Source organism: Pseudanabaena sp. FACHB-2040 (assembly GCF_014696715.1).
Taxonomy (GTDB): domain Bacteria; phylum Cyanobacteriota; class Cyanobacteriia; order Phormidesmidales; family Phormidesmidaceae; genus JACVSF01.
In genome coordinates this window covers 1-22,724 of sequence record NZ_JACJQO010000030.1, presented here as the reverse complement: position 1 = coordinate 22,724, position 22,724 = coordinate 1, and the positions used below count along the sequence as shown (strand labels likewise).

Here is a 22,724-nt window from a genome sequence, read left to right as displayed (position 1 = left end):
AAATAAATCAATGGTGAAACAACTCTGGCGCGATGTCTGGCGAGGTTTGAATACGCCGATTTCCTGGGAGGATACGGTTAAAGGAAGTGTGGATAGCCTGAAGACGATCGCCGAACTGGCAAAAGCGATTCAGGAAAACAAGAGCGCGCAAGAACTGGCACCCCTGGTCAACCATTTTTCATCGTTGCTGGATGTGTTGAGTTCACCATTGGGGCAGGTAGCGACGGCGGCTTTGCCGTTTGTGCCGTTGGCGACGGGGCTGCTGAAATACATTGTGGAGGCAACGCGGCAGGAGCCGACGTTGGAGGTGGGGGTGGCGATCGCCGCCCAGACTGCCTACCTGAAAAGTGTCCAGGTTTTTCTAGAGCAGCATCCAGATCTGGTGCAGCGGTTGTCTGACCAACCTGCATCGGAAGCGTTGACAAACCAGATTCAACAGGTGGGCAAGAAGCTGGAGCTAGACGGCAAGGAGGTGGAGCTAACCGAGCAGGAAGCCCGAAAGACGCTGATTTGTTTCCATGAGTCGCAACTGGCGCGGATTTTTAATGGGCTGCTGAGCCAGCGGTTGCAGGAGGCGGGGTTATCGCCGGAAGAGGGCGATCGCACCACGGAACGAATTGCCCGCAGCACCCACCGCTACCTGAAGGAGATTGTGGCGGAGGTGCGCGACCAAGTGAAGCGGCTGGCGGCGGTCTATGGGGAGGGTTGGTTTCAAGACCAGGAACGCTATGCCAGTGTCGATCTCTACCTAGAGGAGGTGATTGCCCGCAAGCCCCAGGAGACAGTGTTTGACGAGCCGTTCACCTTTGCAGATTTGTATGTGCCGCTGCAAGTGCAACCCGTTGATAGGGAAGGTCAGGTAGATTACAGGGCTACACCCCAAAGCATTGAAACCTGGGCGGAAACGCTATTGCAGGATGCCCAGAAACAGGGGCAGGTGTTGTTTATTCAGGGTGGCCCTGGACGGGGCAAGAGCGTGTTTTGTCGGATGTTTGCTGACAAGGTGCGGCGCGAGTGGTCGCCGATCTGGATTCCCCTGTTGATTCGGTTGCGCGCTGTCCAAAATTTCGCTCAGGATTTTGACAAAACCCTGGAGGATGCCATTGCCACGGATTTCACTAAAGATGCGGGCTGGTTGACTGATCGCAACACGCGCTTTCTGTTCTTTTTGGATGGCTTTGATGAACTGTTGCTGGAACGGGGCACCACGGGAGGACTCCAGCAATTTTTGGAACAGGTGAGCTTGTTTCAAAAACGCTGTGCTGAGAATAGTGAACGGAGCCACCGGGTGGTAATTACCGGCAGACCCCTAGCGCTGTATGGCGTGGAACGGCTGATGCCCCTGAATCTGGAGCGGGTCGAGATTGCGCCGATGGCGGCGGAGATTCAGCAGCAGTGGTTTGTGAACTGGGAAAAGCTGGCGGGCAGCGAAAAAACCCAGCAGTTTCAGGCATTTTTGCAAAACCAGCAGTGCCCGGAGCAGGTTAAAACCCTGGCAAGGGAACCCCTGCTGCTTTACCTGCTGGCGGCGCTGCACCGCGATGGCAAACTCCAGGAATCTCAGCTCACTGGCGATGACCCGGTCGCCGTGCGGATTCAAATTTATGAGGCGGCACTAGAGTGGGTGTTGACTCGGCAGCGCAGTGAAAACGGGGCTGATCTCAACCCTAAAATTACCGGACTTGACCCGGAAGACCTGCGCAGCATTTTGGCGGAGGCGGGGTTGTGTGTGGTGCAGTCGGGAGGCGAGTCTGCCGCCATTGCCCTGATTGAAGAACGGCTGAAAGAAGATGAGGGCGCAAAACAGCTATTGGCCCAGGCAAAGCAAAACGCCGAGCAAAACCCCCTCAAGAATGCCCTGGCGGCGTTTTATCTCAAATCGACGGAGGGCAGCGAGAATCAGATCGAGTTTTTTCACAAGAGTTTTGGTGAGTTTTTGTGTGCCGAGCGGATGGTTGAATCGCTCGTGCGCTGGACGAAAAAGGAGGATAGTCGGGGTAAACCCTATCTCGTTCGTGAAGAGATGCTGTGCCGGGAAATCTACGATCTGTTTGGCTTTGGCGCTTTGACCCAAGAAATTGTGGAATACCTGATCGGCTTGCTGAAAAAAGCCAAGCTGGATTGGGGGGAACTGTTCCAACGGCTGGAGGTTTTTTATCTGGACTGGGGTGATGGCAGGTTTATCGATGCGACTGAAGAAACCCTGCCCCAGCGCAAAGCCCGCCAACTGCAAAAGTATCAGGTTGCCGTTGGACAGCGCCAGGTCGATATTTCTACGGGGTTGAATGTGCTGATTTTGCTGCTGGAAATTCATCGGTATGCTCAGTCGGTGGAGGCGCTAAAAGCGGCTATCCATTTCTATCCCTGCGGTCAACCGGATACGGACGGTCATGACCATATGCGCTGGCTCCGCATGATCCATTACAGCGATTGTTTGCAACCGGGCACTTTTAACCAAAGCGTGGGCAAATTTCTCCGCCGCGCCGACCTCCGCCGCGCCGACCTCAGCCGCGCCGACCTCCGCAGCGCCGACCTCCGCAGCGCCGACCTCAGCAGCGCCAGCCTCAGCAGCGCCGACCTCAGCCACGCCGACCTCAGCAGCGCCGACCTCAGCAGCGCCGACCTCAGCAGCGCCGACCTCATCGGCACCAACCTCCGCAGCGCCAGCCTCAGCAGCGCCGACCTCAGCAGCGCCAGCCTCAGCAGCGCCGACCTCAGCAGCGCCAACATCAGCCACGCTGACCTCATCGGCACCAACCTCCGCCGCGCCGACCTCCGCAGCGCCGACCTCCGTCGCGCCGACCTCCGCAGCGCCGACCTCAGCAGCGCCGACCTCCGCCGCGCCAACTTGAATGAAATTCGGTGGGATGGGGCAATCCATTGGGCAGGTGCCCAGGGTCTACATGCAGCGCTCAACGTGCCCGAATCGTTGGCTCAAACTCCCCGGTTCAAGGCGGCGGTGGTTTTGAGCCAGGGGATAGATGGGGTCAAGCAGGGCAACGTGTTGGTGGCAAGTCAGGCTTACCAAGAAGCTCAAACCATCGACACTGGCTTAGAAATTGATGCCGAAATCTGGGATCTGCTCTGTTGGGTTGGTGTCCTGCACAATCAAGCAGCAGAAATTCTATTTGCAAGTGAAAAAGCCACTCATTCAGCTCCTGATTGGCCAATTTACCGTGATACACGAGGACTGGTGAGAGCTTTGACAGGAGATTTACAAGGGGCAATTGATGATTTTGAGTTCGTAACGAAAAAACTGTCCAAGAGCGGCTATGGAAGTAACCATCGCTTTTTGCATCAAGGAGCAGATGAACAGCAACGGCAAGTTTGGTTAGAAGCGCTGCGATTGGGACAGAGTCCCTTTACACCAGAGGTATTGGAGGCGTTGAGGGAAAGAAGCGAGACTTGGAAACGATGGGGCAACGGTGAGGCAGTAGAGGAGAACGGATGAAGCGGATGGGGTTTGGGTTTTGAGGGTTTTGAGGGTTTGATTGGGCGATTCTCTGCGAGACGGCAACGGGGCACTGGTTCCGCCGTATGGGATAAACAGCCTGAAACTCCTAATACGAAAGAATTTCAGCCATTTCAAAAAGAAATCACCGAAACCTATGGATTAGGGGCGTTTCATCGTTTTTTGGCCCCAAAGTAGCGAAGCTGCATTTTGGGGCAATTTAGTTCGGTTGTATTGCTTGGTTAGCTGCGTTACAGGCAACTACTCAACGAGAGAATGGGCTTTTCAGCCGACAAAACGAGCAAAGATGGCCTTTGTACTACTCAATTTTGAGAAAATTTAAGCCGACTTTAGTCCATAAGGTGTACTAGCGGAAACCCCTGTCCCGTAAGGGCTTACTCGGTAAGTTGCCCCAAAATGCAGCTTCGCTACTTTAGGGCCTTATTGAGGGATGACAAATATGTCATTCCGAGCAAAGTGAGAAATCTTGGTCTCTGCCGTAGTCCGAGATGCTTCGACACCCTAACTTGATGACGACCAGGTCGCAGCTCTGCTGCATCAATCAGCCGATTTACCTCATTCAGGGTGAGTTACTCTCGGTTGCGATATGTTGGTTGAGGAAGAACTATGAGGTTGTGTCCGAGACTCCTACCTTCATTTATCTAGTAATACTCCAGATCATGCTCAAGTGCTTGGCCTAACCTGAATATTTCTCAAATGCCCTTTTATGGTAACGGAATACCCGCTGAGCGAATAGCAAGTTTGACAACACTTTTAACAACGTCATTCACTGTTGCATCTCCCAGAGCCTGCCCCCACCTTACAAGTTTATCCTTCATTTTTTGATCTTTTTTAGCTTCGTCTGCCATCTCATTGGCTACCTGATTTTGTGCAACATCAACAGTCATCCCTTGCTTTTGTAGCTGCTCAAGCAGATCCTGGATCTGCAATGCTGATTGAGCTAAGTCTTGATTCATGTTGATATAGTTACCTTGTACATAGGTTCCAGGATTAGACTCAATATAATTACCATTACCCATGTTGATAATGCGATCACCACTCATACTTTTATTCTCACTAATAGCAGTTGCATTAACGTTTAAATAAAGGACTATGCTGCCAGGATTATCCAACAGAACTGGATCTACGCTTGCTTTGAGGGAAGTTCTATAAGCTTCATCAAAAGTATGCTCTGCCTTACCCTTGTCAGTTCCAGCTGGAACCTGCACATCTATTGCAATGCCGTTTCCAGTCTTCCAAATTCCTTGGATAGAATCTCCGGCTATACCTGGAAACTCATGAATTAGCTTTTCAAAGGCAGCATAAAATGACTCGGGATGAATACCTTTCCTAGTCATTAGACGAAGAATATCAAAGCTCCTTCTATGGTATGCCTCGAAATCGCCAGGTTCAAAAATTTTATCAGGATCATGGGGACGGCGCTCCCTAGTGCCATTATCATCTTCCTTTTCTAGCTCGAAGTAGTACTGACACTCAACATTCTTTAAATTTGTTGCTGCATCTATATTCCAATTTTGCAAGCAGGTTCCAGTTAGCTTAGCTGATGTAAAATCACTGCCAGTCGCTAAAGTCTCACGCAGGATAGCCCCTCTTAAATCAGCTTTTTTTAGCAATGCTTTACTCAGATTGGCTCTAGTTAAATTCGCTCCGCGTAAATCAAATTCGCTTAAATTAGAACTTTCTAAATTCTTGTCCATATAAGATTTTCCACGGCCAGAACCATTAACTAAGAGATCGAGAACAGTAGAGCTCGATAATATAGAATGTTCGTTTAGTCTCGAATTGTCAATATTTTTTGTATGACGATAGCAAGCATATGAAAGATCCTTAACTCGAAAATCTGTGCATTTTAATTCAGCATGGCTAAAGTTGGCATATGTCAAAGTAGCATCTTTGAATGTTGTTCCACCTATGGAAGAAATCAGAATTGAAATTTTCTTTGTGAGAGCAATAATTTGATCCCCTTGCATTGCTCGATGGCCGCCCCAAAGAGCATCTATGGAAACAGATATTAAAATAAGAAATACTATATAAATTAAAGTACCTGAACTGGCTGTAATTATTTTTGTGCTTGCCATGCCTGCAGCAATAGCAAGTAGTGGCGGTAATAGACTCAACTTGAAACCTGAAATGATTCTTGTTGAAATTATTGTTATTTGTAGTGTCAAGGTGAGGAAAGTGATTAGCCCCCCCATTAAAAAACCTGTTATGGCAATGGTTATAATCCCAGATCCAAGTGCTATTGATGTGCCCGCCGCAATTCCAAGCAGTAGTCCAAAAGCTTCTGATAATAAAACCGCGGTTCTTGATAGTGCTTGTGAAATAGTTTGAGTCCTTCTTTGATTCATGCTTACTGCTATATAGGCACTTAACATTCCTAGAATGATTAGACTTGCAAATACAATTGTCTCTATGTGGTTGATCCTGATTCTTAATGAGGCAAGTAATCCAGCAGAAGTCACGAATGTGCTTATAGTGGCTGCTATCATCATCATTGCAACTATTATGCTAAAAGCCCATCTCCTCTGGAGTCCTGATTTTGCTCCAGTGAAATTTGCTCCCTGCAGCTCGGCATTCCTGAAATTAGCTCCACGAATATCAGATTCGCTGAAGTTTGCATCTCTTAGGTCTTGACCTCGGAAATTAAAGCCTCGACAATTACTGTTGGAGTAGTCTAGTGCCATAGAAGCATAGGAAAGCCATACATCACATGTTGCCCATAGATTGAAAACCAGAAACAGTATTGTATTTATCTTCATAGGATAAATATTCTCTATATCCCTTATGCTTTACGTGGTTATACTTAGGTCTTGCACCTAGTAACTTAGAGGTAAAAGCTATGCTTCTTCAGAACGCTGAAAAAGCCTTCTATCTGCCAGTGATGCCGCCCCACTAGGTAACCGTGTTGTTTTGAGCCTAGTTATAGCAAAGGGAAAATTTTGGTCGCTAGTGACCTGACAGCACAAACTGGCCTATGCACGAGAGTCGATAGTCCTCTAACAGCGAGTTTGAAATGGTCTAAATTCGTTGTCTGTCTTTCCGACTGTCCCATTTACTGCTGAAGGTGAGACAGTCGGAAAATGAGGCAGTCTGGTTTGATATGGTGGCTAGGGCTTATATTCTTAAGCTTTTCAGCCTTAACGACCAAAATTTTCCGTTGTTAGAACTAAGCCTGAGAGAGTCTCGGGCTCCGGTCACGCTGTTAAAAGGTCGCTTTAAAGCTGAGCTCGCAGTTGCTTGGTGTAGCTTCGCCAATGTGAGATCTTTAGTGTGCTCTGGAGATCTGTTGGCATTCATAGACCCTTTGAACTAAAATATTGGCAACAAGAGAATATCGACTTTAATAGAGTCTTCAACCTAAACCAGGAAAGCCTCTCGCATCCAACTGTGGATCGGGCTTGCCTGGTTTTTTAGTGCCTATTTTTCCTCAGTGATGCAGTGGTTGTCTCTTGAACCCTCACGTTCAAGGAGATCAAGCTCCATGCATAAGTTATTCCCGCAACTCCTTACTGGTAAGACCTTGCCTGTTTGGACAGGTCGTAAAGCCGCTGCTATGGCTCAAAACCTTCAGGATTTTTGCTTCCTGAATCAGGAAAAGGAAATCCTGAGAGCCTATTTAAAGCTCCAGAAGCTATCCCAGAAATTGCAAAACCGTTGCAGTCAAAGCTTTTCAGCAATTTGGCTTATTTTTGCATTTTGTGTCAAAAACGAGGCTTTCCAAGCCCAAAACCCCTGAAAACAGACGCTTCATCAAAGTTGTTGGCATGAACATTTTGCTCAAAACACAGTATTTAAGGAAAAACAAATGACACTGACACTCAAGCTTGCTTATGACGATTACCTTGAGGATCCCTCAATCCAAGGTAAGGCGAAACGAATTGCTAACTTCAACAGCTCAATCAAACACTATTTGAAAGCGAAAGGAATTCCAAGGTCCAAGATTAAAGACTGTTTTGAAGATTGCCTTGACTCCATCAAGCTGTCAGATCTCAAGGAGAGCCAAGCCATTTTGGCCCAGTATTTAGAGACGGAAGTGGATGCTGGACGCCTATCTACCGGAACGGCAGGTAACGTCAAATCGGACCTCAATCGCTTTCTAAGCTGCATCTCCTCAAAAGAATACTTCCTGGTGGAAGCTGGCAAGTGGGGCGGGAAGTACGCTCCCCCTGCTCGCAGCGGCGCATCGTTTCATGGTGTTCGCCGGGGCAAGGGTAAGGACCTGAAAAATAATCAGTACGCCTATCCCATCCGCCTATGGCCAGAATACCTTTTAGGACAAGAAGCCCAGCTTGGAGAATATTGGTCGAAACGCGAGGTGCCCGACCGCTTAACACCCCCCTTAAGACCCATCACAGTCAAGGCTCATATTCAGAACATAGCCATGTACTTTGGCTGGCTGATAAACGTCCAGGGCGGCGATTTAAAAGCTCTTGGGGTAACGCTGGAAGACTTACACACTCCCCCGAGCAGCCTGCAGCTAACAGAGGCCGATCTGACCTTTGAACTAATGGCTGAACCGGTTCTTCTAAATCGGTTTATAGAGTGGGGCTTGAATGAGCGCTGGGTGGATACTGGCAAGTCTCCTAACGGTTACTCCTGGGCCATACGCATGGCGACGACGGGTAAGAAGATTGCCCAGCAGATGCACCGTAAGGCAGAAGACTACGACGAAGTAGAGCAGGTTATTCAGATTAACCGCATCCTGAAGCGACTGCGGCGACGGGCTGAGATAGAGCCCGAAAAGCCCGAGGAGATGCCCCCGGACTTTTGGACGATCGCAGTAGCGGTTGAGTGGTTGCGCGACAGCTGCGCTCCCCGTCATCGGAATAGACGTGGTGCCCGCTATGGCACCCGCCGTCGTAAAGACATTGCCATTTCTCGCTCCTGGCAGCGGTACATGATCTGCGCACTCCTGCTGTACTGCGCTATGCGTCAACGGGAAATTCGGGAACTGGAGTGGGAGCGCACCTTATTTCGCCGAGAAGATGGCTACTGGATAGTGCTTGGCCCCGATGATCACAAACACGGGTCTAAGACAGGCCGAGATCGGGAATACCCTCTCCCAGAGCATTTGACCGAGGACCTGGATGAGTGGTTGCAGGTTTGGCGGCCTAAGATTGCCGCGATGGCAGCCGAGCGATACCCAGACCAAGCTCATAATCCCAACCTTGTTTTTTGTTGCTTAGGGTCCAACTCCAACCCTGAAGCGATTGGTCAACCGCTAAGAGATTGCGGTATCTACAACCTGGTTACCACTGCCATGTACAGGGCAACCTCCGCTGTCTTTGGCAAAGGGCTCTGGATAGGTCCTCACCGGTTTCGTGATATTGCCGTGACCCATCACCGTACCAATGGCGATCCAGCTCAGGAAGAGCCCTTAGCAGAGGCGATGGGGCATTCCAAAGAAACAGCCAATCGCTATTACAAGAAGCTGTTGTCAAGGCAGATCACGAAGAAGGTCAAGAACTGGTGGGGACGCGCGAAGCACCTCCATCTAGACCCCGACAAGCCAGCCGGAAATGATCCGTTTCCGAAGAGCGCTTAGAAGCCCCTTCCTCATCCAATCGTCAGCGCCAAACACCGTTATGGCGCTGACCCCAAGGGTGGAGCCATCCCCTCGGCTCCACCCTCAGCAACCACTAGAAACAAGATTTGGAACAATGCACCCAAAACGAAAAAGTTTTGCTCCCATTACTGAGGAGCATGAGTTAGACCTGATGCCAGCTGCTGAGAAGCTCTGGCGGGAGCTAATACGCCGTCTTCCAGCAGGCAGCGAGCAGGAGATCTGGCTCGATAAGATCGAGCTTAAGCACCACCAAAAAGCGTACAGCCTTCGCCAGAAGAGGAGAGCTCTTGATCAGTTGGTCGAGTATGAACTAGTCGAGATTTGTAGGGCTTATCCAGGTAAAAGAGCCTATCGCGTCATTGCCTGGCACCCTGGTAGGCGAACCTGGCCCGAGTTTCAAGGTAAGGACAAAAAAGTCCCCGAGGGGACAGAAAAGTCCGCTGCAGGACAAGAAAGTCCAGAAAACAGCCCTCAAACCCTTGAACCGCCGTCCTCTTATACAGAGAAGAATTCAGAGAAGAATTTAGAGAAAACAACAGAGAACAGTAGCTCAGAAAAATCGGAACCGGTTGTTGTTTCTGAGGATTTTGATTTTTCAACTCCATCGGTACCTGAAACCTCAACAGGGGACACTGTTAGCAGGCATGATTCAACAGCTGTTTTGTCCCCCGGCTACGTTGATGACCAAAGTAACCAGTCTCTGTCAACAGCAGAGGACCTTGCCAGGGAGAAACCTTTCCGCGGCAGGCAAGCCAAGCAGGCTCATCATTTTGAGGACATTAAACATCAACTCCAGCAGTTTGAGGTTACTGATCCAACTCTTCTAGAGGCTCTGTCACGCTTACGGGCATTTAAGCTTAAAGAGCTAGACGAGTGCTTGAAGGGGCTAAAGCCGCAGGATAAGAGACAAGTGCAATCAGCTGCTTTTGCTACGGCAGAAGCAATTGCTGAGGGGCGGGTCCAGTATCCTGCTGACTTTCTCAAAAAGGCTATCGAAGTAGGCTTCACCCCGAATACTCCGCCTCCACCCAAGAAGGACGAGTGGTGGTGTTTAGCAAGTCAGCAAGAGAAATTTTTGCATTACGGTCGTATAGTGAACGGCGAACATATGGTTGCTGCGGATCCTGATCACTGGGGTAAGCGGTCGAAGTTGGAACACTTGCTGCCTCTGAGCCTGCTTCAGTCACTTAAGCCTAGTGAAGTCGTTGCAATGCGAGAGCTATTTCAGCATCTCTTGCGGAACGACTTGGAAGCTGTGGAGTCAAATGTGTTTGTGCGGTCCGGGCGAGTGAAGTTTGTACGGGAGGACTGGAACAACTCATAGAGCAACTGGGCCTAGAAGGCAGCCATGTACAGTCGTTTGTGCCAGTGCTAAGCAGAACGCAGCCTTTGCTCAGAAGGTGGCAATTAACTGCGATCGGCGCAGGGCTCACCTCTGTTTACATCTGCTAACTATGCTTTGCCAAGCCTATTGCCCAATGCCTGTACCAGAACGGTGAGGAACGCTAGCTCTAAACGAGAGGCGGGACCTCACTTCCATACATCCCCGCCGTGTCTCACAAAAATAGCGACTCCAAAGCCTCAGCCGAATCCCGGCGGAGAGCCTACGTAAGCTCGGCTAGACGGTGCCAGCTCGCGCGGCTATCAACAGAATTACAAACGATGTGCTGGCAATCCCATGGCGGTGGTTTGGGTTTTGAGGCGTGTTGGCAAGAAAAAGCCCCTGGCAACTTGCCAGGGGCAGCACTTTTACTGAGCTAGACATTAGCTCTTAAGGCTATGCCAGAGCTCGGAGACGGGGGCGATCGCTCTTCGCCCAACCCGAGCGGGCATCCTGATACTGACTGATATTTTGGTAAGCCCCGCTAGCCGTCCTTGGCAGCGGATTTTTTCTGCTGCTTAGCTCAAAAAGAGAAACGCGTTTCGGATTTAGAAGAGATCGCACTTCTGGCCAGCGGCAGGCACCTTAGAGGGAGCCGTAGGGCGAAGTATGGACGGCTCGATTTAGGGGTGGTCGCTCTGGTACAGGGTAGACTGCGGAGCAATAGAAAGCCCCTACCGGTGCAGGTGGGGACATAAGCTAGACAGAGACATGGTTCTACGCCCCTCTAATCGCCTTGATGATTTCTACGGCTTCCTGGTAATCGCGGCTGCTTTTGCTGCGAATGCCAAACAGATTGCCAACGATCCAGTTCTGCGACTTCCCCAATCGCAGCGCTTCCCTGATGGCCTCCTGGGTGACGCCTTCGGAGGCATCAAGGGGTAATGGGGTGAAGGCCTGCACGGTCTCCTCAAACAGCGCCACCTCGGCAGGGTCAACCTCAGCGGCTCCTTGGACCGCTCCCTGGACTGGTCCAGAGAAATGCCCTTGGACTGGTCCCTGGACCGCCTGGACCGCTGGTCCTATCTGGCCTTCAGGCGTGTCACTCACGGCTGCCCCAGTGCGCTGCCGGCGGGGGTAGATGCGCTGGGCAAAGTGCATCCCCTGCATCATTGACTTGAGCGATTGCTCGCGGGCTGCTGCCTCGGCCTCGGCTCTAATCTGCTGCTGCAATGCCTCGGGCAGAAATGGAGATCGCTCGAATTGCGGCCCCTCATCTTGCGGGGTGGCGGGCTCTGCTTCAGTTGAGATCGCACCCAATCTGGTAGCGGCACCGATGTTGCCGCGCTGGGTCTCTGCCTCGGTCTCTGCCTGCGGCTGTGGGCGTGGGGGCAGTGCCAGGGGGAGGCGGCTTTTGCCACTGAGTAGCGCCTGGGCTGCATCACTCAGCTGTAGCTCGCGGGCTTTGGCTATCTGCAGCTCCCACTTCACCTGCTCAAGGCCAGCTTCGGCGATGTACTCCCGAAGCTGCCGTTCATTGAGCAGGTGGGCAATGATGCCATCTTCTACCGCTTCGATCTGGTCGCTGTTGGCCTCATTGGCTAGCCAGGCAGAGTAAAGCCCCCAGGTGAGGGCGGCTAGCGCTGTGATCGGGTTCAGCAGGCTGCCGAGCACCAGGGCAGCCCCAAGGCCAGCGCCGATGTAGAGCTTGGGATTGTGGACTGCTTCAGCCCTATCCTCTGCAGCATCAAGCCATAGGTGTGACCTTACGATTTGTCCGTTCATTGAGTTCCCCTTTGACTAAGCAGGGAGGCCTGCTAGAGCCTCCCCATGTGCATTGATGGTTAGGTGTTAGGCAGTAGCGTGAGCGCGGCGTAGGTAGTAGGCCTGCATCCCCAGGAACAGGACAAAGCGCACCATCAGCTCAAAGACAAAGAGCATTACCAGAATGAGCGCCACATTGGCCCAGCTGATGAGATTCCATTGCCCAGTGAAGATGACAAACACCAGACGCCCAAAGCCCCCTTCCACCGGCGGGAAGACGCTTAGGCAAATAGCGGTGTCAACGATGTAGGCAAACAGGCTGGCGCGGTTTGCAGCTCTGATAGAGAGCAGCGGGAAGTGGTTATACCAGAGCTTTAGCTGCACCAGGGCGGGGTCGTCCTCATCGCGGATCTCCAGGTAATCGGCAGCGTCGGCCTCGGCAGCGATTAACCGCATCAGCCTGCGGTCGTGCTTGAGCAGAATCGGGTAGGTCTCTGCGGTCTGAATCAGGCCCCAGAGAATGACCCCGGTGAAGATGCTGACCATACCGAGCAGGCGATTGGCAAAGAACCCGGCGATACCGTTGAGGCTGAAAACCTCGGTCAGGACAAAGAAGCTCACTTTGACGTAAGGTGTGGCGTTCCAGCAGGCAACGATAACAGCCACCAGGACGGCCAGCCAGTAGAGCAGCTGCCGCGCGGTCATGAGGCCGGAGCGCGGACTATTACCCCAGCGGGTGCGAGACTTGGGCTGCTCCTCCTGGCGCGGGTGGCGGGTGTAGCGATTGCGTTGTGCGTATCTCATAGGGAAGTCCTCAAAAGGGTTGTCTGAAGCGATTTAGTAGGCAGTAGGCAGGCCGTAGCTGGCCCCCCCATATTGGGCAAGGGCATCCTGCACCAGCTGCCGATTGCCGGTGAATGCCATCTTTTGGACCACAGCCGGAGTCGTCGGGTCGTTGTCGTCATCCACCAGGACCCCGGTGTTGCCGTTGGCATCGGCCACCACGGTGCCTGCGGGCAGTGGCTGGCGGGTCAAGCTGTCGAGCACCGGCTGATTCTTGGAGAGGGTGACGTAGTGACCCTGCGTCGCCAGGTCCACGACGGGGACTACTCCCGTGCGGTAGCGCTCATCTGCGATCGCAGCTTTTTGCTCTGCTTCCTGCTGGGCCAGCTGCAGCTCGGTCATGTCTTGGCCGATGCGATCTGCTTCGGCGCGGGCCCGGGCAACTTCACCCGAGAAGCTTTTTAGGTTGCCAAGGGAGGGGATCGCGGTCAGGGCAACTAGCCCTGCAAACAGTAGGTGAGGGGTTTTGAGGTTCATAATTGGGTTGTTCCTTTAGTCGAGCGAGATTGAAGGGCAGCCCCCGAAATCGGCCTGAGAAACTGTTTCGGGGGTTATTCATTGGGTTGCTGGGGTTCCTCCTGCCGTAACTCCTCGTATGCTTCAGCCGGCACCTGGCTTTGCTCTTGAAACCAGATGGCTCGGCGTATGCTTTGGCGCAGCGTCAGGGGTTTATCGCTAGCTTCGCGAATCCGCAGCGCCAGGCACATGGTGCGGTTGCTTAAGGTAGCTTGTGTCATCGAAGGCTCCATAGAGGGTGAGTAGTGCGATCGCAACCCCGGCGGCTACGCCTACAGCTGCCCAGCACCAGGGGCAGCTGGCTTTCCCAGGCTCTGCAATTGAGCCAGGGCATTGGCGAGAGTCTGCGATTCAGCGGTGGTAGCCACATCAGCAGCACGGGCTCGCTCCCGGTATAGGCGCTGCTCCAGCTGCATTTCCTGGGCTTTGGCAGTGACCGCTTCGCGGGCTTGGCGGGTTTGTTGGAGGCGGGCCTCGCGGGCGGCAGCATCCTGATCGAGGGCGGTGATGACGGTGTCAGCGACTGCCAAGAACTGTTGAGCGACTGCGAGGGGGTCGTCGATTACTAAAGAACTGCTGTCGCGAAATTGGGTGAGGTCAATTTGCATTCCGCCAAACTCAGGTACAGCTAGAGAGGTGCAGTGATTACCCGACTCGACCGTGACCTGGGGGACGGTAACGGGCCCCTGCACATTTAGGGCTTGCTTTAGCGATTTATAGGCTTCAGGGGATAGACCACTTGTGGTATCAAAGCCTAGCTCGCGGGCTTTTTTGCTCACAGTGCCTTTGTTGATGCCGTGACGGCGCTCAAATTCTCCAAGAGAAATATTCATCTGCAACACCTTTGCAACTATTGCGGTAACTGGTTTTGAAGCCTTTTTGCCCGTTGCCAGCCGTTGAAGTTCGTTGAACCAAGTTACGGGCTGGCGTTGGGGCGTTGCTCACATAATGCCAGTGTATACAAAAAAATGGATTGAATGCTAAATTTATGGTGTTAGATCTAAAAGTGTTCAGCTATGACAAAATTGGTTGCATAAGGCGCACAAACATGACATGCCAGCGACGATAAGGATCAACTTCATCTACATGACCCCTATAACAATGGAGCGCTTCAATGCCGCTTCTGAGTCTTTAGGGTGGGCCTATCGGTCATTAGCCCAGCAGGTGATACACGGCTTTTTTGCCAAGCACAAGGATTTCTATATTGAAGCCGCGCTTAAAGATGCCGCTGCCAGGGGAATGCCCGAAGAGGACTATTACAAAGTTCTCCGGGATGGGTCAGAAGATGATTTGGCTAGATATGTTGCCGGCCGCCCTGGTTTTGGGCCAGCACCACTCGACCCCGTAGAGCCAGTGCCAACAGGTCCAGAGTTTAGGCAAAAATACAACACGATTAGCTTGAGCAGCTACAACTATTGCCTGCTCAAGGTTTGCCGAATCGTGGATACAGGGCCGCTGACTCAAGTGGTGTCGAGAATTGTTCGCTACCACTTTGAAGATTCCGGCTACTGGGAGAAAAACTATCTGCCTCAAATTGCGGCAGATAAAGCTTGTAGATTCAGAGTTTAGGAGTTCAGACTAATGCCAGAGCTAACTGCAGAATCCGTACAGCAAGCTATTGACGCAATCCTGAAGGTGCTCGGGGATCCAACATCTGGGCTCCATGCCGAAGCACTCAAAGCTTTCAAAGATGGTGATGAGAAGACAATCAGGTATCTAGCAGCTGTCAACTTGGCAGACAACTACTGCAAATCACTTGGCTACCTGATCTCGGCCCCAAAACTTCTGCCTACCACGCCTGTCATCCTAGCTGAGGCTGCGAGGTCTGCTGCTGACTTTACTAAAGAGCGGACTTTGGCTGAGTTAGGGCAAGCGATCGAGGGGGCGTTGAGCCAAAGCACCGTGGTTACTGGAGTGGGAGCCTAGTGGCTGCCGCAAGATTCAGGGTTAATCCATGAGCAAGCTGGCACTTAATGCAAGGCTAGTCTTGATCGCCCAGATGATATGACCTAAAGTTTGTCCAATTAGCGCAATACAAGGAGGTGATGAGTTACTGAGAGCTAGATCTGAAGCGAATACCCCCCATACAAAGCAAAAACGTTAGCCCTCTCCGCCAAGAAAGTAAGCTAACGCCCTGCTGACAACCACACCCGCAACGCGGGAGGGATTCGTTTTTTAAATTTTCTGCTCACATCCTACCCCAGCAGATCCACTTCTGCAATGGGGACAGCTGTTCTATGGTCGCTTAGCCAAGCTAGCTGAGCAGAAAAGCCTTGAAATCTCGTTGCGGGAACGATGCCCCCGTACAAATAAACCAGGGGCGGTAGCCCCTAACTTGGAAATGAAATTAATTTCTTCCCCTAATAGGAAGTGCTTTAGAGACGAGTTTGTTGGCACTAAGAGCAGCTCCATCCCCAAAGCATTCAAGACCCAAAGCGAGCCTTCCTGGCTGCTTCAAGACTTCCGCAAAAGCGCAGTTCCAGATTCTCTAACTGAGGCCAACGTCTCTTGGATTGACGGAGACGCAGCAGTTCAAGCCCTGGCAGAGCACAAGATCGCGACCGTACAGAAGGTCACTGAGTACATCACCCGCCCAGCTGCTCGCATTCTGGAGCATTACCGCTTTGCAGCTGCTGGCGGTTGGATCGCCTACGGTTGCACTTTAGATGGTGAGTCAGCGGAGGTACCCTACTTCAAGCCCATTGAACCCCGGCAGGAGCCCCGAGACGGCAAGCTACGGGTCATCAAGTATGAAACCCCAGCCAGGCTGCCAGCACTGCCGCTGCTGCCCTTTGTTGATGAGGAGACGGCTCAGACTATCTATGCCCGCTACGGTGTGCGACCGCAGGAAGGTGAAGGCTTTTGGGACGTGGTCTGGCGGTGCGACTTGCCAGTGGCCATTACTGAGGGCCTCAAAAAGGCGCTGGCCCTGATGGCCCACGGCGTGCCCGCGGTCGCACTGCGAGGCATTACCCAGTGGCACCTCAAAGGCAGCGACGAGCTGCACCAGGTCGTCGCCCATTTTGCCAGTCAGGGCAGAGCGCTCTACATCGTTTTCGATGCGGATGAGCGCCCCCAGGTGATCCATGACATCCGCCGGCAGGTGCTGCGGCTGGGCTCTGTACTGGAGCAACACGGATGTAAGGTGTTTGCCCCGATGTGGGACTACGAACAAGGCAAGGGCGTTGATGATGTGCTCTACGCCAAAGGAAATGAAGCCCAATCCTGGTTTGACGAGCTGATCAGGGATTGCCCCACGCTCAACGACTACAAACGTCAGGGCCAGGTAGCCGCTGCGATCGCAACTATTCGGCGGCACAACAGCCTATCCTTTCCCATTGAGCGGGAAACAGAAGGTGAGTATATGCCGGCGCTGCCAGAGCTGCAGCAGGGTGCAATCCACGTGCTCGATGCCCCAGTCAACTCTGGCAAGACTACGCGCATCGGCAAGGACTGGGTCAAAGCTGCGATCTCGCGCGGATGGAGGGTGCTGGTGCTTTCACCTTTGAACTCGCTGGGCCAGCAGACTGCCAAAGACTGGGGCCTGCCCCACATCCACCACTTCGGCACCAAGCCAGAAGAGCAGCAGGCACTGTGGGCCTCCGTTAGCCATGACGGTGGCGTCGTGATGTGCCCAGACTCGCTGCACCGCATCCCTGACTGGTTCTGGTCAAAGCCTGTACTGTTAGTGCTAGATGAGGCGAATCAGGTCGTTGAGCACACGGCTCAGGGCGATACGCTCGGCCAGCGCTACGCCGATATTTTGGAACGTCTATCCGCTGCAGCTCAACATGCGATCGCCACCGGTGCCATTGTGTTGTCTGAAGCGGGCATTCCTGATCGCGCCGTGAAGTTTGTCCAGGCCCTCTCTGGCGCTCAGCAGGTGCGCGTCTTCCGGCATCGCAAGCAGGGCATCCCCTGGGAGTGCACTCTGTTTTCTGGCCAGGCGAGCGGGTTCCGGGCTCAGGTGCTGGCCAGCATCGCCCGGGGTGAACTCATCCTGTTTGTTACCAGCTCGCAGCGGGAAGGGCGGCGGTTGCAGGCGGCGATCTCTAAAGAGCACGCCCACAAAAAGGTGGTGCGGGTTGATTCCGAAACTAATGAGCAGGGCGCGTTCAACAGCTTCTTCGAGGCCCCTGACGAGTGGCTGCAGGTTCATAGGCCAGATGTGCTGATTCTCTCGCCGTCGGCAAAATCAGGGGTCAGCATTCAAGGGGGCATATTGACCGAGGATGCTTATTTCAGCCAGGTGTGGGCCTACTTCCCCACACTTGGTACCGATACTCACCTGCAGATGCTGGGGCGCTTTCGGCCCTCAGTGCCCCGGTTCATTTTCTGCCCACCCTTTATCCTGGCTGGTGGCGACGAAGGCCTGGCCAATCCCCGCGCAGTTAAGCGGCGGCTGATGGCTAACCTGGAGGGCATCTCTGGGGTATTTGGCCTGCAGGAACTGACCCAAGGTGGTGAGAGATCAGAGCATCTGCTGACCATTGAGAGCGCGGTGCTTGATTACCTGGCAGCCGCAAAAACGGTCACCGGCGCGCAGAAGTCGATTGCTCAGCAGGCCCTAGCTGCCAGGCTAGAGGCAGACGGCCACACCGTGCGTACTGTGCAGGTGCTCAAGGACCAGAGGGCCTGTGACTTATGGAAAGCCATCGATGAGCAGCTGTGGCGCTCTGACGCCGAAGAAATCGCGGCGCTTCAGCCTAGTGACCAGCAGGATGTCGAGTGGGCATTCAAAGCCCTGGGTGGCAACGACACGAGCTACGACGTGCGCATGATGGCCCATAAAGTGCTCTGGCGTGATGAGTTCCCAGGTGTCACCTTTGATGATCCCGAGGATGTCTACCAGGCCCTGACTAAGGACTTTGGCGCAATGCGACGCGGCGTTTTGATGCAGGCCCGCGCCGAGAACCTCAATGCAGCTAAGGAGCAAGACCGGCAGGCAGCCACGAATGTGCTCTCTGCCTCTATCAGGGCTCCCCACCGGCTGCCGAAGAACTTTATCAAGGCCACCCTAATTGCCAAAACGGGAGTTCTGGCGTTGCTCGATGGATCCTCATGGAGCAACGTCGATGCGAGAGCGATCGCCGTCAAGAAGGCAGCGCTCTACTGGGCAAAAGAAATCTACTACTGGCTGAAGCTGCAGGTTAAGCCGGAGCAAACCCCTTGTGAGATTGCCAACAAGCTGATTCGCAAGCTCGGGCTCAAGGCGGTGGCCACGGCTCGCCCCGGTAAGCGCTCCCAATCGAGGAATCGGCTTTGGAGTATTGAGGACGCTCAAAATCCCACTAGAGTCAAACTGCTAGAAGCATTGCGCCGTAAGTTTTCCGGCTCGGTGTCCACGATTTGTAATAAGGACTCTGAGATCCCTGATCAAATCATGGACACGACTCAAACAGAGCCCCCCAACGAAAGGTTGGTGGAATCAGCAGGGCAGGTGAACAAGGTGGCTCAACCCCGTGCCATGTTGTGTCCGCTGCGGAAGGCATGGGAGGCTTCTGGGTCGAGTTTGCCAGAGCTAGCGAGAACGGTGCAGGTCGCTCCGGTGATGTAGTTGAACGGATTGAGAAAAGCACCGGTGGCGGCGGTTCCTCTGGCAGTAACTGTAACAGTTTGCCTGGTTGTGCCTTTCTAGAACGTGACAAACTGCGGCAACAACAATGACAATAGTTTAAAGGTTTAATACCTTTAAATATTTAACCTATTTCGCAACTCATCGGCATTGCGCACTTCGGACCAATCAACGTCTTGAGCTTTTAGCAGGTCGATCGCAATCCCTATTAAGTGTTGTGGGTAGACACGCTGATCCGGAGGTACAGGCTTGCTGTTGTTGTCCCTAATCTGCTGAGCCGTATCTTGAAGCCACCGTTGCTGATTCCGGTTAATCTTGATGTTCACGTTGGTTAGCTTGTCTGGGGGCTTATGCTTAGCCTTTGCCTTTGGCTTCACTGGTGTTGCCACCGCTGCGGCAGGTGTTACTGGCTCGATTGGCGGCGGGAGAATCTCCTGCCTCTCCTCTAGCTTTGGCTCTGCTGCTGGCTGGGTTTCCTGTCCCTCCTCTTGGGCAGACTGCGATCGCACTCCCCCAAATTGCCCTAGCTTCATGCCACCGAGTCTCGGTTTTGTGCTCATTTTCCTAACCCCCAAATCTTTTTGACTTCTCTGGCCAACGATTTATAGGCATTAGCCCCGATAGATTTGCCGTCGTATTCCTTAACTGGTACTTGCTGGGCTACAGACTCGGCGATCGCGATGTTCTCTGGAATGGTGGTGTGCAGCAGCCGGTACCCAAAATCTTCGGCTCCCTCTATGAGTAAATCATCGGCCTCCCTGCTCAGTACTAGGCGCGACTTGTACCGTGTCCTTAGAACTTCGATGGGAATATCAGGACGCTCGTTACGGATGAGTTGAACGGCCTCAGAGATGCCTTTGAGTGAGGCTGGCTCAGTCAAAGTGGGCATGAGTACCCTATCAGCGTTCAGAACTGCTTGTACCGACGCCAGTCCTAGGCTAGGTGGGCAGTCCATTAAACAAACATCAAAACCTATTAAACCTTTAAGAGATGATGCTATTAAGTCTTTATCAGCTGATAGCTGAAACATGCCAATGTCACCGGGAACTAGGGCCAAGTTCTTAAGATCTGTTGGTAACGGTTCAGCTTTGCCCTGTAACCAATCCAAAACGGTCGGTTCTGCCCCATCCATACCGAGGCTGAAGCTAAGGGTTCTCTGACCGTCAAGGTCTACCAGCGCTGTCTTCAGCTTTGCAGCCGCAAGTTCTGCCCCTAAGTTTTGAGTGGTGCAGCTTTTCCCGGTTCCACCCTTCAAATTCCATATCGCAATTTTCAGCATGGCTACCCCGCACGAATGGATGAACCATACAACGATTAAGGTCTTCTAAAAATAACTGTTAATTCTATAAAGGTTTAATACCTTTATAGAATTAACAGTTATCGAGAAATTCTGCTGACTACTGGCTGGGGTGTTCTGGAGAAAGGTGACGTTGCGATCGCAAATCCAAGTTCAAGGATACACTCCAAACTATAAACTACTAGTTGTTGACAACTATAAACTATTTGTTTATAGTTGTCTCAGTTAGAGGTTTAAGGTGCTTCAGGAATCAACGCTAAATGAGAGTCAGAAGAGTTCAAGAGCTAAATATTCCAGACCTTTCAGATAGGCTACTAGCAGCGCGTAAAGCCTCTAGGCATAGTTTGCTGGAGATATGTAGACGCCTAGATATCACTCCTACTTACTGGTACAAGCTGGAAAAAGGGGAGGCCAGTACAGTTAACTACGATTTGCTGAAAAGAATTGAGGATATCTTGTCACTGGATTTAAGGGTGGACTTTTCTGACGCTTCAGACTTCAACTTTAACAAGGAGCTAAAGATGGACTTGTCACGTCTGAAATGGATTAAAGTCGTCACTCCAGAGAAGGGCTGGCCGCACCACTGGGCAGTTTCACTGAATGAAATTGCTGATTGTAAGGAACCCATAATTCAAAAAAATGGGTTAACCATTCTTCCATTAGGATTCAAACATAAAAAGGCAGAATTGCCAGCAGCCAACGACTTGATGGTCCTTACTCAGCACGCCAAGGTCACCCATGTTGTTGAGTTTCTAGACGACGAGCCTTATGAAGAGGGAGGGTGGTTTCACCGCTATGTCAAGATCGTTTGGTGGAAGCCAGAGATCGATTGGGCAGAGCTCCCTCATCGCAAAGAGGTCCTTGGGTTCGATGTCTCTATTCAGAAAAGCATGCCATACGAATTCTCCTCCTTCGAATCTTTCCAAGAAGCGTGGAATAAGAAGGGAGGGTTAGAGGCTTTTCAGGAGTATGTGGCTGAGCAGTTGATGCAGATCCCTGGTTAAGCCGGAAAGACGCTCACTCCCATCACCTATTTCCTACTCGACGGGCATGCTGAGTTCATCAAGCATCCTCTGTATTAATGGCAACGCTCATCCCCTCTTACAGCGTCTGTGCCTCCTGTATGACTCTAGGCGCAAGACGACTCGCCCAGCGCTTAGAGAAGAAGCTAGAAGACGATTATCTCCTCTGGTATGACATGCCGGTGGAACCCGAGCACCTCCACCCCGATTTCTCCTTCTGCATCCAGGGCGGGGCCTGTTCATCTTAGAGGTCAAAGACTGGAAGCTAGAAACGATCAATGACGTCAACCGACCAGGTTGAGATTATTTCTGATGGCAAGCCCAAGTGGTTACTATGCTCAACTCTGCTTATGGACTCTCAATATATGCTTGAACCCACTGACGAAAACCTGGAACGCTATCAGCGTGAAGCAAATGGTGTGAGATATTGGCACACTGCTGATTTCTTCTTGTATGACAAACCCCTGGAAATTTTTCTCTCAAACCTACTTGATATATACAACGATCTTCTCTTTAACTCAGATGATGTAGATGAAGAGACCGAAATGCGTAGATTCAGTTTCAAGTTTGGTCGGCCGCTTATTCAACAGGCTAGAGAACTGGGGATTGCGCCTAGAGATCTTGGAGAGCAGTTCGACAATTATGCGACTGTCATCTGGCTTCCCGTTTGCATTTGGCAGAAAGACGCATTTGGCAAGATGGGCTATACCTTAATGAATAATATTCCAACCACTAAAGCTACCATTAAAAAGGCATGAAGTAGCCCCCTGAGTGAGATCGCACGCCTGGAGCAGGTAAACCATAGGCCAGCAGTGAAGGTATGAACTGGTTCTCTAAGGCCACGAACGAAGATGAAGGAAAAGAAGGGTGAGAACCGACGTAGGACGTAGGGGCAACGAGTGGCCGCTCAAACGAGAACGATTTTTCTTGAAGCAAGAGGATTTCACCCTCTGAAGGTAGAACGACTCCTTATCGAGCAGCGGCCTCGTGACTTTGAGGTGCGCTAGCTTACGCTCCTTCCATCCAGTCAAAGACTTGGTTAAGCTGCTGCGTGTTGATCAGCCCGTACTGCCACAGCACCATCGGCAGCAAGTTAGTCGTCTGGCCCGCTTGCCGTAGTCCCAATGAGATCCCCTCCGCCGGCACTGCCAGCGTCTCGCGCAGGTATTCAATGAGTCGGTTGAGTTTTGAGGCGGGCATGATCTGATGGCAGGGGGACGACAATTAGTACATCAGCCCACGAGATGCGCAACGAGATTCAATTTGTAAAGCTAGGCGTGAGGCTATGCAGGCATTCCAGCAGAAGTAGCCAGTAGAAAATGACAACGTTAGCCTTTTGAGTTGAGGC

At 52.1% G+C, this 22,724-nt stretch carries 18 protein-coding genes and 1 pseudogene; 10 read left to right on the top strand and 9 right to left on the bottom strand.

Features of this window, described 5'->3' with window-relative positions; genetic code table 11:
* Nucleotides 1-10 precede the first annotated feature (10 nt).
* A complete protein-coding gene (locus H6G13_RS26530; RefSeq protein WP_190488571.1) occupies nt 11-3,451 on the top strand; it encodes a pentapeptide repeat-containing protein in 3,441 nt (1,146 codons plus the stop codon).
* Between the two features lie 725 nt (nt 3,452-4,176).
* Here the strand turns inward: H6G13_RS26530 and H6G13_RS26525 are convergent.
* On the bottom strand, nt 4,177-6,231 hold the full coding sequence (locus H6G13_RS26525; protein WP_190488569.1) for a pentapeptide repeat-containing protein: 2,055 nt from the start codon (nt 6,229-6,231) through the stop codon (nt 4,177-4,179).
* A gap of 722 nt (nt 6,232-6,953) precedes the next feature.
* Between H6G13_RS26525 and H6G13_RS26520 the strand changes: the two genes are divergently transcribed.
* From H6G13_RS26520 to H6G13_RS26510, 3 genes are all read left to right on the top strand, one after another.
* Nucleotides 6,954-7,208, top strand: coding sequence for a hypothetical protein (locus H6G13_RS26520; RefSeq protein WP_190488567.1), 255 nt, complete (start codon nt 6,954-6,956; stop codon nt 7,206-7,208).
* Between the two features lie 69 nt (nt 7,209-7,277).
* Complete coding sequence (locus tag H6G13_RS26515; RefSeq protein ID WP_190488566.1) at nt 7,278-9,017, top strand: site-specific integrase; 1,740 nt, start codon at nt 7,278-7,280, stop codon at nt 9,015-9,017.
* A 40-nt stretch (nt 9,018-9,057) separates the two neighbouring features.
* On the top strand, nt 9,058-10,362 hold the full coding sequence (locus H6G13_RS26510; protein ID WP_190488565.1) for a hypothetical protein: 1,305 nt from the start codon (nt 9,058-9,060) through the stop codon (nt 10,360-10,362).
* A 774-nt stretch (nt 10,363-11,136) separates the two neighbouring features.
* Here H6G13_RS26510 and H6G13_RS26505 read toward each other — a convergent pair.
* The 5 genes from H6G13_RS26505 to H6G13_RS26485 form a co-directional block, all read right to left on the bottom strand.
* The gene (locus tag H6G13_RS26505) at nt 11,137-12,144 is read right to left on the bottom strand and encodes a hypothetical protein (protein ID WP_190488564.1); all 1,008 of its coding nucleotides are present in this window, start codon (nt 12,142-12,144) and stop codon (nt 11,137-11,139) included.
* Between the two features lie 66 nt (nt 12,145-12,210).
* The gene (locus H6G13_RS26500; protein WP_190488563.1) at nt 12,211-12,927 is read right to left on the bottom strand and encodes a hypothetical protein; all 717 of its coding nucleotides are present in this window, start codon (nt 12,925-12,927) and stop codon (nt 12,211-12,213) included.
* A 33-nt stretch (nt 12,928-12,960) separates the two neighbouring features.
* Nucleotides 12,961-13,443 (bottom strand): hypothetical protein, encoded by a 483-nt coding sequence (locus H6G13_RS26495; protein WP_190488562.1) that lies wholly within the window; start codon nt 13,441-13,443, stop codon nt 12,961-12,963.
* A gap of 74 nt (nt 13,444-13,517) precedes the next feature.
* Nucleotides 13,518-13,703, bottom strand: coding sequence for a hypothetical protein (locus H6G13_RS26490; protein ID WP_190488561.1), 186 nt, complete (start codon nt 13,701-13,703; stop codon nt 13,518-13,520).
* Between the two features lie 51 nt (nt 13,704-13,754).
* Nucleotides 13,755-14,315, bottom strand: a complete 561-nt coding sequence (locus H6G13_RS26485; RefSeq protein ID WP_190488559.1) for a hypothetical protein — start codon at nt 14,313-14,315, stop codon at nt 13,755-13,757.
* 253 nt (nt 14,316-14,568) lie between these two features.
* Here H6G13_RS26485 and H6G13_RS26480 point away from each other — a divergent pair, with 253 nt between their 5' ends.
* From H6G13_RS26480 to H6G13_RS26470, 3 genes are all read left to right on the top strand, one after another.
* Entirely contained in the window at nt 14,569-15,051 is a 483-nt protein-coding gene (locus H6G13_RS26480; RefSeq protein WP_190488557.1) for a hypothetical protein, read from the top strand.
* Nucleotides 15,052-15,063: 12 nt separating this feature from the next.
* Nucleotides 15,064-15,408 (top strand): hypothetical protein, encoded by a 345-nt coding sequence (locus H6G13_RS26475; protein ID WP_190488556.1) that lies wholly within the window; start codon nt 15,064-15,066, stop codon nt 15,406-15,408.
* A gap of 415 nt (nt 15,409-15,823) precedes the next feature.
* The gene (locus tag H6G13_RS26470) at nt 15,824-19,039 is read left to right on the top strand and encodes a plasmid replication protein, CyRepA1 family (RefSeq protein WP_190488555.1); all 3,216 of its coding nucleotides are present in this window, start codon (nt 15,824-15,826) and stop codon (nt 19,037-19,039) included.
* Between the two features lie 134 nt (nt 19,040-19,173).
* Here the strand turns inward: H6G13_RS26470 and H6G13_RS26465 are convergent, their stop codons facing one another.
* Entirely contained in the window at nt 19,174-19,617 is a 444-nt protein-coding gene (locus H6G13_RS26465) for a hypothetical protein (RefSeq protein WP_190488554.1), read from the bottom strand.
* A complete protein-coding gene (locus tag H6G13_RS26460; RefSeq protein ID WP_190488553.1) occupies nt 19,614-20,336 on the bottom strand; it encodes a ParA family protein in 723 nt (240 codons plus the stop codon). The genes H6G13_RS26465 and H6G13_RS26460 overlap by 4 nt, the downstream gene beginning before the upstream one ends.
* 278 nt (nt 20,337-20,614) lie before the next feature.
* On the opposite strand from H6G13_RS26460, the gene H6G13_RS26455 reads away from it, so the two are divergent.
* The 3 genes and pseudogenes from H6G13_RS26455 (at nt 20,615) to H6G13_RS26445 (ending at nt 22,134) form a co-directional block, all read left to right on the top strand.
* Entirely contained in the window at nt 20,615-21,358 is a 744-nt protein-coding gene (locus H6G13_RS26455) for a helix-turn-helix transcriptional regulator (protein WP_190488552.1), read from the top strand.
* Between the two features lie 119 nt (nt 21,359-21,477).
* Nucleotides 21,478-21,668 (top strand): annotated as a pseudogene (locus H6G13_RS26450) (nuclease-related domain-containing protein); the annotation flags it as partial.
* Nucleotides 21,655-22,134, top strand: a complete 480-nt coding sequence (locus tag H6G13_RS26445) for a hypothetical protein (protein ID WP_190488550.1) — start codon at nt 21,655-21,657, stop codon at nt 22,132-22,134. The pseudogene H6G13_RS26450 and the gene H6G13_RS26445, both read left to right, overlap by 14 nt.
* Before the next feature lie 250 nt (nt 22,135-22,384).
* On the opposite strand, the gene H6G13_RS26440 is transcribed toward H6G13_RS26445, so the two are convergent.
* Complete coding sequence (locus H6G13_RS26440; RefSeq protein WP_190488549.1) at nt 22,385-22,576, bottom strand: DUF2949 domain-containing protein; 192 nt, start codon at nt 22,574-22,576, stop codon at nt 22,385-22,387.
* Between the last annotated feature and the right edge of the window lie 148 nt (nt 22,577-22,724).